Genomic DNA, 7622 nt, shown 5'->3' with positions numbered 1-7622 from the left:
GTCCGGTGGTGATGGATGCGTTCCCGTTTGCCGGCTGGCGCTGCGAGCGATTGACCGCATCAGTGCTGAAGCGGCTCGGCAGCGGCGGCTGAAGTTTTTCGGGAACGTTTGCGCGAAAATCCCATCCAATGCCTGTGAAGCAACGCCGGCAAACCGCCCGGCAGCACAGGAGTGTCAAACATGTTCACCCGATGGAGCGCGGCGCTCGCCGCGGCAATTCTGTTGTCGAGCCCCACGCTGTTTCGGGGCGCCAGCGCAGCCGACAAGCCCACCGATCCACAGATCGCCCATATCGCCTACACCGCGGGCGTGATCGACATCAACGCGGCCAAGCAGGCGCAGAAGAAAGCCAGGAGCAAGGACGTGAAGGCGTTTGCCGAGGACATGCTGCGCGACCACGAGGCGGTCAACAAGCAGGCGCTCGCCCTGGTCAAGAAGCTGAACGTCACGCCCGAGGATAACGACACCAGCAAGGCGCTGTCGAAGCAGGCGAGCGACAAGCTGGCTGAGCTCGACAAGCTGAGCGGTGCTGCCTTCGACAAGGCCTATGTTGCCAACGAGGTCGCCTACCACAAGGCGGTCAACGGCGCGCTGGAGACCCAGCTCATCCCGTCCGCCGGCAATGCCGAGCTGAAGAGCCTGCTGCAGACCGGCCTGAAGATCTTTCAGGGCCATCAGCAGCACGCCGAGCATGTCGCGGCCGAGCTGAAATAGGGGGTGTGGGATGAAGCCGGGACGCCTCGCTTCGATCGCGCTTGCGGTCGTCTTCCTGTCGATCGCCGTCCCGGCGCAAGCCGCGACCATCGAGATCACGATGGAGAATCTCGTGGTCTCACCGGCTGATGTGTCGGCGAAGGTCGGTGACACCATCAATTGGATCAACAAGGACGTCTTCGCTCACACCGCCACCGCGAAGAACGGCGATTTCGACGTGACGCTGCCGCCGAAGAAATCGGCAACGTTGGTTCTGAAGAAGGCGGGAACAGTCGATTATTACTGCCGCTACCATCCCAACATGAAAGCGACGCTCAAGGTCGCGCCGTGAGGGAGGAGGGAGCGCGTTCCCGATCGCTGCGGGAACATCTCCCGGCCGTCGTGAGACTAATGCTTGACCAGGCGAGACGGCTTTCGTGCGATAAACGCGGCAGACTTCGCAAACACGTTTGCAAAGTCATTCATCCGCAGACTGGCCCCGCCCGCGTGGCGGGGTCATTTTCGACAAGCGGCTACTGCCGGGAGATGTCGACGGAGAATTCGCCGTTGCGGATGCGGCCGGGAAAGCCCTCGACGAATTTCGCCACCGCGTCCTCGCCATAGGTGCCGACCAGCTCGGCGAGCGCCGCGAACAGGCTCGCCTGCGCCAGGCAGTCGCCGTCGACGCCGTCATGGCGCGCCTCGGCCCAGGCCTCGTTGAGATAGCTCAGCGCGGCCTGTTTCTGCTCGTGGTCGGGCAGCGGCGCGCGGGCGGGGGCATAGGACACTGGATGGCTCATGAAACTCGACAGGGCTGGGGCGCGATCCACGGCGATGCGCTGTTCGAAAGGTGTAGCACGCGTATTAACGCCCGCTAGGCCACATCTTTAGGAACGGTTAATGGCGGTGGACAAAGACGATGACAGCGTTCCCGCCGCTGTCATTCCGGGCTCGCGCCACGCGCGCCCCGGAATGACGAAGAAAATCAGTTCGCGTAGCGTGCCGTGAGATCGCGCGAGATCTTCGAGCCTTCCTCGATGTAGCGGCGGATCGCGACGGTCGCGGCCGGGGTGCAGCTCCGGTAGGTCTGCTGGAAACCGTTATAGCCGCGGTTGAAGCCGGCGATCATGCGGGTGCGGCGCTCGCCGGAGGGGGTCTCGGCATCGATCAGCGCCTGCATCTCGCTGCGCCATTTGTTGCCTTCGTTGGCCCCGCAGATGCCGCGCAGGTAGTGCAGTCCGCCAAGGATCTCGGCCAGCCGCTGCAGATCGCCGTCAAACGGCGCCGCCACGTCCTGGGCCCGGGCGGGCACGGAGGCGCAGGCAAGAATCAGGGCAAAAATGGCCAGAAATCGCGTGGACATCGGCCGGTGTATGCCTCCTCGAGGCGGCGGGCGCAAGGCGGGGGTCAGTGTCCGATCAGGCGCGCGGCCGACTGGATGACCTCCTCCAGCCCCCCGGTCAGCTTGAGGTCGCCGAGGCTCGCCAGGGCATCCGGGGCGATCCAGCGGTAGTCATCGAGCTCGTCGTTCAAAACCGGCTCCCGGGCCGCCCAGCGGGCGGCAAAAGACATGATCAGGTAATGGCCGGCGCCGGCCGTGGCCGGCAGCACCTCGCGCCAGCCGGCGAGGCCGATGATCTCGATCTTAAGCCCGGTTTCCTCATCCACCTCGCGCTTGAGCGCCTGGTGCAGCGATTCGCCGAACTCGACCCGGCCGCCGGGCAGCGAATAGAACCCCTTGGCGGGCGAGCGGGCGCGGCGGGTCAGAAGTACCTTGCCGTCACGAAAAATCGCCGCGCTGACCGCGATCTGGGGACGCTGGGGCTGGACGATTGCGGACATTTTCTTAAAGGACCTGGCTCAGTTCGACATGATGGTGTCGACGTCGGCTTCGGCCCCGCCATTGATGATGCCGCCGCAGGCCGCGATCAGCGGCTTGACCCACGCCGTGGCCTGCTCGGCGAGGCGGACGCGGGTGGTGTCCTTCTCGACCTCGCGCATGGCGGAACCGACTGCGGTCAGGATCGAGGTCATGGTGTCGGTGATGTGGTCGAACTGGGCGCGCACGCTGGGCTCGGCCTTCTCATAGGCCTCGATCGCCAGATCCCGCGCCTTGAAATTCGAGGCGGTGAAATGCTCGGCATAGGACAGCGGCGACCAGGTCAAAAAATCTTCGGCGCATTCCGGCATGTCCGGGACCATTTCGAGCAGCATCACGGCTTCATTGAAATGGTTGAGATAGTCGGTGGCAAGCCCGGTCCGCGGGTTGATGTTGGCCACGCGCAGCCGCTCGGCCCAGGCCACGGCCTCGGGGCCCGTTTGTGCATGCGTCCGCGCGGGTTGGGAGACCGTTGAGCTCATCTGCCGCAGTGTTAACGTTCGGGGTTAAAAGGACCTGAACGGACCCTATATAGGCCCCCAAGGATGTGTGGACGCTTCGTCATAACTTCGGCCCCCGCGGCTTTGCGGCAACTGTTCGGCTATGTCGAGCAGCCGAATTTCCCGCCCCGGTACAATGTCGCGCCGACACAACCGATTCCGGTCGTATGGATCGAAAACGGGGCGCGGCACTTCCGCMTGATGCGCTGGGGCCTGCTGCCGGGCTGGGTCAAGGACCCCCGTGGATTCACGCTGTTGATCAACGCCCGTTCCGAGACGGTGCTGGAGAAGCCCGCCTTCAAGAACGCGATTCGCAGGCGCCGCGGCCTGATTCCCGCCGACGGCTATTACGAATGGAAGGCGGAGGGCGGCCGCAAGCAGCCGTTCTTCATCCACCGCGCCGACGGCGCGCCGCTCGGCTTCGCCGCGATATTCGAGACCTGGGCCGGGCCGAACGGCGAGGAGCTCGACACGGTCGCGATCGTCACGGCGGCGGCGAGCGAGGATCTCGCCACATTGCACGACCGCGTGCCCGTGACCATCAGCCCGCGCGATTTCGAGCGCTGGCTCGATTGCCGAGGTGACGAGCTCGACGGGATGTTGCCGCTGATGGCCGCCCCGCGGATCGGCGAATTCGCCTGGCACCCGGTCTCCACCCGCGTCAACCGCGTCGCCAATGACGACGAGCAATTGCTGCTGCCGATCAGCGCGGAGGAGATGGAGGCGGAGGTGGAGGCGTCGAAGCCGAAGCGCGCGGTGCGGAAGGCTGCGGCTGGATCGGCGGACGACGGGCAGGGGTCGTTGTTTTAGCTGTTGTTGAAATTCGACTGCGGCCCAAAATTCCGCCGTCGCCGGGACGACAGCGGAATGTGTAGCGCGAGCCCTCACACAATCTCCCTTGCCCGTAACCCCGCGATCTCCGCCGCATCGAACCCCAGCTCGCCCAGCACCGCATCCGTGTCCGCGCCCAGCTCCGGTGCCATCCGGTCCAGCCTGCCGCCGCCATGCGCGAGCTTGAAGCCGCTGCCGGCAAAACGCAGGCGGCCGTAGGGCGTGTCCAGCTCCTGGATCGCGCCGCGGGCCTTGATTTGCGGATGGTCGATCACCTCCTCGACCTTCCAGATACTGGCGCAGGGCGCACCGGCGTCTTCCAAAATCGTCTCCCATTCGCGCGCGGGTTTTGCCGCGAGCGCCGCCTCGATGATGGCGCGCAGCGCCGGCTCATTCTCGTTGCGGGAGAACCAGTCGGCAAACCGTGGATCGGACAGCGTGTCCTCGCGGCCGAGCGCGCTCATCAGCGCGCGGTACTGCTTCTCGTTGTTGACGGCGAGCAGGATGTGGCCGTCGCCGCATTTGAACAGGTTGGCCGTGGTCCTGCGGCTCACGGCCTGGTTGCCCGACAGCTGCTGGCGATGGCCGGCGACCGACCAGTCCGCGATCTGCCCCGAGAGAAACGCCAGCGTCGCCTCCAGCATGGAGACGTCGATGAGCTGGCCCTTGCCGGTGCGGTCGCGCTGATACAGCGCGCTCGACACGCCGAACGCGGCGGTGGCGCCCGACAGCACGTCGCACACCGCAAAGCCCGCGCGGGTCGGTCCCGTCTCCGGATGCCCGGTGATGGCCATGATGCCGGACAGCGCCTGCATCTTGCCGTCATAGCCGGGCCGCAGGCGATCCGGCCCGGTCTGGCCGAAGCCGGACACCGCGCAGTAGATCAGTTTTGGGTTGATCGCGGACAGCGCCTCGTAGCCGATGCCGAGCTTGTCCATCACGCCCGGCCGGAAATTCTCCATGACGACGTCGACCTGAGCGGCGAGCTTCTTCACGATGGAAATCGCATCGGGCTTTTGCAAATCCAGCGTCAGGCTGCGCTTGTTGCCGTTGATGGCCTGGAACGCCGGCGCCAGCCCGCGCTCTGCCCATTCGCGGCTGAGCGGCGTGCGGCGCATGTCCTCGCCCTCGCGCCGCTCGACCTTGATGATTTCGGCCCCCAGCAGCGCGAGCTGGTAGCTCGCATAGGGACCGGCCAGCACTTGCGTGAAATCCAGGATCTTCACGCCCTCGAACGGTCGCGTCACGTCGCTCTCCCTTGATGTGTTGTTATTGGAGGACGTCAGGCGGCGCGATTGCCGCGCGCGATCTCCTTCTGCTTGTCGAACTCGGCGCGACGCCGCGCCAGCTCGTCCGCGCTGAGCTGGGCGACGTTGTTGTAGTCGAGCTTCCAGGAGGCGTCCTCGCTCCAGCGCAGCGGCGATTGCATGGTGGTCTGCGGGCCGCTCGCGCTCTCCAGCAGTTTCAGCGCTAGCTCGAGCGTCTGCGCCTGCGAGGCGACGTCATGTGGCTTGCCGGCGGAATTGCCGAGCGGGAAGTCGGAGAACAGAAAGCGCGGCACGGCGGCGTGCTCGATGATGTCCTTGGCGCAGCCCATCACCACCGTCGGGATGCCGCCTGCTTCGAGATGCCGCGCCACCAGCGCCGTGGTCTGGTGGCAGACCGGGCAGTTCGGCACCAGCACCGCGACATCGACCTTGTCGGCGAGGCAGCGCGCCAGAATCTCCGGCGCGTCGTTGTCGAGCGTGACGCGATGGCTGCGGTTGGTCGGCGCGCCGAAGAAGCGCGGGGCCACCTCGCCGATGCGGCCGGCGGCGCCGGCCTTCAGGAGCTGCGGCAGCGGAAACCAGGTGCCATTGTCGGTCGCCGAGGTGTGCTTGCGGTCGTAGCCGATATGCGAGATGCGCAGATCGTGGGGCTGCGAGGTGTCGCCGTCATAGACCTGGTAGAATTTGGCGCCGCCATTATACGCCGCGCCGGGCCCCTGGTCGCCCTTGGCCGGATCGTAGGGCGCGGCCGTGGTGATGATCGTCACGCGCGACTGCGACAGCGTCTTCTTCAGCGGCTGGAACGGCGCCTCGGTGTAGTGCGCCCAGCGATACGGCGTGGTGTAGCCGATCGCCGCGTAATAATCGCGCGTGCGCTGCATATAGGGGACGGGAGCGTCGTAGTCGGGCGCAAAGCCGAATTCATCGTCGCGCGGAGCGGACATGGGCGCGTCTCCTGGTTCTTGGTTAGGCCCAGACTAGAGATAGTCGGCGGTGAGCTCAACGGGGGGTGGGGCGGCGCAGGCCAGAATTGCAGATGAGGATGGTACGGCGTTGATGGTGCCGCTTACCTTCCGCTGGAGGGGGAGGGTAAGCAAGCTCACCTGAAAATATGCAGCGCCGCGTATTGCAGCAGCATGATCGCCTTGGCGTCGATGATGCGTCCGTCTGCGATCATCGCCAGGGCTTCGTCGATCCCGAGCTCCAGCACCTCGATGTCCTCGCCCTCATGGGCAAGGCCGCCGCCGTCGCTGACGCGCATCTCCGGCTCGTATTCGGCGACGAAGAAATGCAGCTTCTCGGTCACGGCGCCGGGGCTCATGAAGGCCTCGAACACCTTGTGGACGTGGTGCAGGCGATAACCGGTTTCCTCCTCGGCCTCGGCGCGGATGCGCACCTCCGGGGCGGCATCGTCCAGCACGCCGGCGGCGGCTTCGATCAGGAGATCGTCGTAGCCGCGGAGAAACACCGGCAGGCGGAACTGGCGCACCAGGATCACCGTGCGCCGTGCGCGATTGTACGGCAGCACCGCTGCGGCGTTGTCGCGCTCATAGGTTTCCCGGTGCTGCGTCTGCCACTCGCCATCGGCGCGCCGGTATTCGAACGTGGTGTTCTTCAGGGGAGTCCAATTGTCCGAGAGCACACGGACGTCCTTGATGCGGACGCGGTCGGAAATGGTCATGGCTCGATCTCAGTTCTTTGGAGTCGTGTCGCGGCCGTCGAGCCACTTCTGGAACATCACCGAGGTGGATTCCTCGAAGCCGAGCGAGGCGTAGAACGCATTGGCTTGAGCGTTTTCACGACGAACGAGGAGCTGCAGTTTCAAGATCCCGGCCTGGCGCAGCCAGTCTTCCACGGCGGCCATGATGACGCGGCCATAGCCGCGTTTGCGGCTGTCAGGATCGACCGCGACGTAATAGACCCAGCCGCGATGGCCGTCATGGCCGACCATGGCGGTGGCGACGATCGCGCCGTCCTCGCGGCCGATCAGGATCGTCGAATTGTCGCGACGGCGTGCCAGCGCGATGTCGGCATGCGGATCATTCCACGGCCGCGTCAGGCCGCAGCGCTGCCAAAGCGCCACGACGGTCTCGACATCGGCATCCTTGATCGCATCGATCGTGAGGGCAGGGGAGACGGACACGTTCACAGCACTTTTCCCGGGTTCATGATGCCRAGTGGATCGAGCATCGCCTTGATTGACCGCATCAGCTCGATCGCGGTCTTGTCCTTTACGTCAGGCAGTTCGTCGCGCTTGAGCACGCCGATGCCGTGCTCGGCCGAGATCGAGCCGCCCATGCGCAGCACGATCGCGAACACCACCGCGTTCATCTCGTGCCAGCGCGCCAGGTAATCCGCGGTGTTGGCGCCGATCGGCTCGCTGACATTGTAGTGCAAATTGCCGTCGCCGAGATGGCCGAACGGCACCGGCCGCGCACCGGGGATCAGCTT

The 7622-nt window shown here is 65.4% G+C and carries 12 protein-coding genes and 1 pseudogene; 4 read left to right on the top strand and 9 right to left on the bottom strand.

Annotated elements, in window-relative coordinates:
- The 3 genes and pseudogenes from ACXJL8_RS27755 to ACXJL8_RS27745 form a co-directional block, all read left to right on the top strand.
- Positions 1-92, top strand: a pseudogene (locus tag ACXJL8_RS27755) (RNA polymerase sigma factor); the annotation flags it as partial.
- 88 nt (positions 93-180) lie between these two features.
- Positions 181-714 (top strand): DUF4142 domain-containing protein, encoded by a 534-nt coding sequence (locus tag ACXJL8_RS27750; protein ID WP_456622964.1) that lies wholly within the window; start codon positions 181-183, stop codon positions 712-714.
- A 10-nt stretch (positions 715-724) separates the two neighbouring features.
- Positions 725-1045 carry a cupredoxin domain-containing protein gene (locus ACXJL8_RS27745; RefSeq protein WP_456622963.1) on the top strand — a complete coding sequence of 107 codons (321 nt, stop codon included), beginning with the start codon at positions 725-727 and terminating at the stop codon, positions 1043-1045.
- Positions 1046-1226: 181 nt separating this feature from the next.
- Here ACXJL8_RS27745 and ACXJL8_RS27740 read toward each other — a convergent pair whose 3' ends face one another.
- From ACXJL8_RS27740 to ACXJL8_RS27725, 4 genes are all read right to left on the bottom strand, one after another.
- Positions 1227-1493, bottom strand: coding sequence for a hypothetical protein (locus ACXJL8_RS27740; RefSeq protein WP_007594892.1), 267 nt, complete (start codon positions 1491-1493; stop codon positions 1227-1229).
- Positions 1494-1678: 185 nt separating this feature from the next.
- The gene (locus ACXJL8_RS27735; protein WP_188100177.1) at positions 1679-2056 is read right to left on the bottom strand and encodes a TIGR02301 family protein; all 378 of its coding nucleotides are present in this window, start codon (positions 2054-2056) and stop codon (positions 1679-1681) included.
- 44 nt (positions 2057-2100) lie between these two features.
- Positions 2101-2535 (bottom strand): NUDIX hydrolase, encoded by a 435-nt coding sequence (locus ACXJL8_RS27730; protein ID WP_456622962.1) that lies wholly within the window; start codon positions 2533-2535, stop codon positions 2101-2103.
- An 18-nt stretch (positions 2536-2553) separates the two neighbouring features.
- Positions 2554-3054: a hypothetical protein gene (locus ACXJL8_RS27725; RefSeq protein WP_456622961.1), complete on the bottom strand. Its 501-nt coding sequence runs from the start codon at positions 3052-3054 to the stop codon at positions 2554-2556.
- A gap of 63 nt (positions 3055-3117) precedes the next feature.
- On the opposite strand from ACXJL8_RS27725, the gene ACXJL8_RS27720 reads away from it, so the two are divergent.
- The gene (locus ACXJL8_RS27720) at positions 3118-3882 is read left to right on the top strand and encodes an SOS response-associated peptidase (RefSeq protein ID WP_456685939.1); all 765 of its coding nucleotides are present in this window, start codon (positions 3118-3120) and stop codon (positions 3880-3882) included.
- A gap of 74 nt (positions 3883-3956) precedes the next feature.
- Here ACXJL8_RS27720 and ACXJL8_RS27715 read toward each other — a convergent pair whose 3' ends face one another.
- The 5 genes from ACXJL8_RS27715 to ACXJL8_RS27695 all read right to left on the bottom strand — a co-directional run.
- Entirely contained in the window at positions 3957-5150 is a 1194-nt protein-coding gene (locus tag ACXJL8_RS27715) for a CaiB/BaiF CoA transferase family protein (RefSeq protein WP_456622959.1), read from the bottom strand.
- A gap of 35 nt (positions 5151-5185) precedes the next feature.
- On the bottom strand, positions 5186-6115 hold the full coding sequence (locus ACXJL8_RS27710; protein WP_456622958.1) for a glycine reductase: 930 nt from the start codon (positions 6113-6115) through the stop codon (positions 5186-5188).
- A gap of 155 nt (positions 6116-6270) precedes the next feature.
- On the bottom strand, positions 6271-6852 hold the full coding sequence (locus tag ACXJL8_RS27705) for an NUDIX domain-containing protein (protein ID WP_456622957.1): 582 nt from the start codon (positions 6850-6852) through the stop codon (positions 6271-6273).
- Between the two features lie 9 nt (positions 6853-6861).
- Positions 6862-7314: a GNAT family acetyltransferase gene (locus ACXJL8_RS27700; RefSeq protein ID WP_456623001.1), complete on the bottom strand. Its 453-nt coding sequence runs from the start codon at positions 7312-7314 to the stop codon at positions 6862-6864.
- Between the two features lie 2 nt (positions 7315-7316).
- On the bottom strand, positions 7317-7622 hold a 306-nt coding region (locus ACXJL8_RS27695; protein WP_456685938.1), incomplete at its 5' end, for an FAD-binding oxidoreductase.

The sequence above is a fragment of the Bradyrhizobium sp. P5_C11_2 genome, from assembly GCF_054049755.1.
This window is presented reverse-complemented; position numbering and strand designations above follow the sequence as displayed.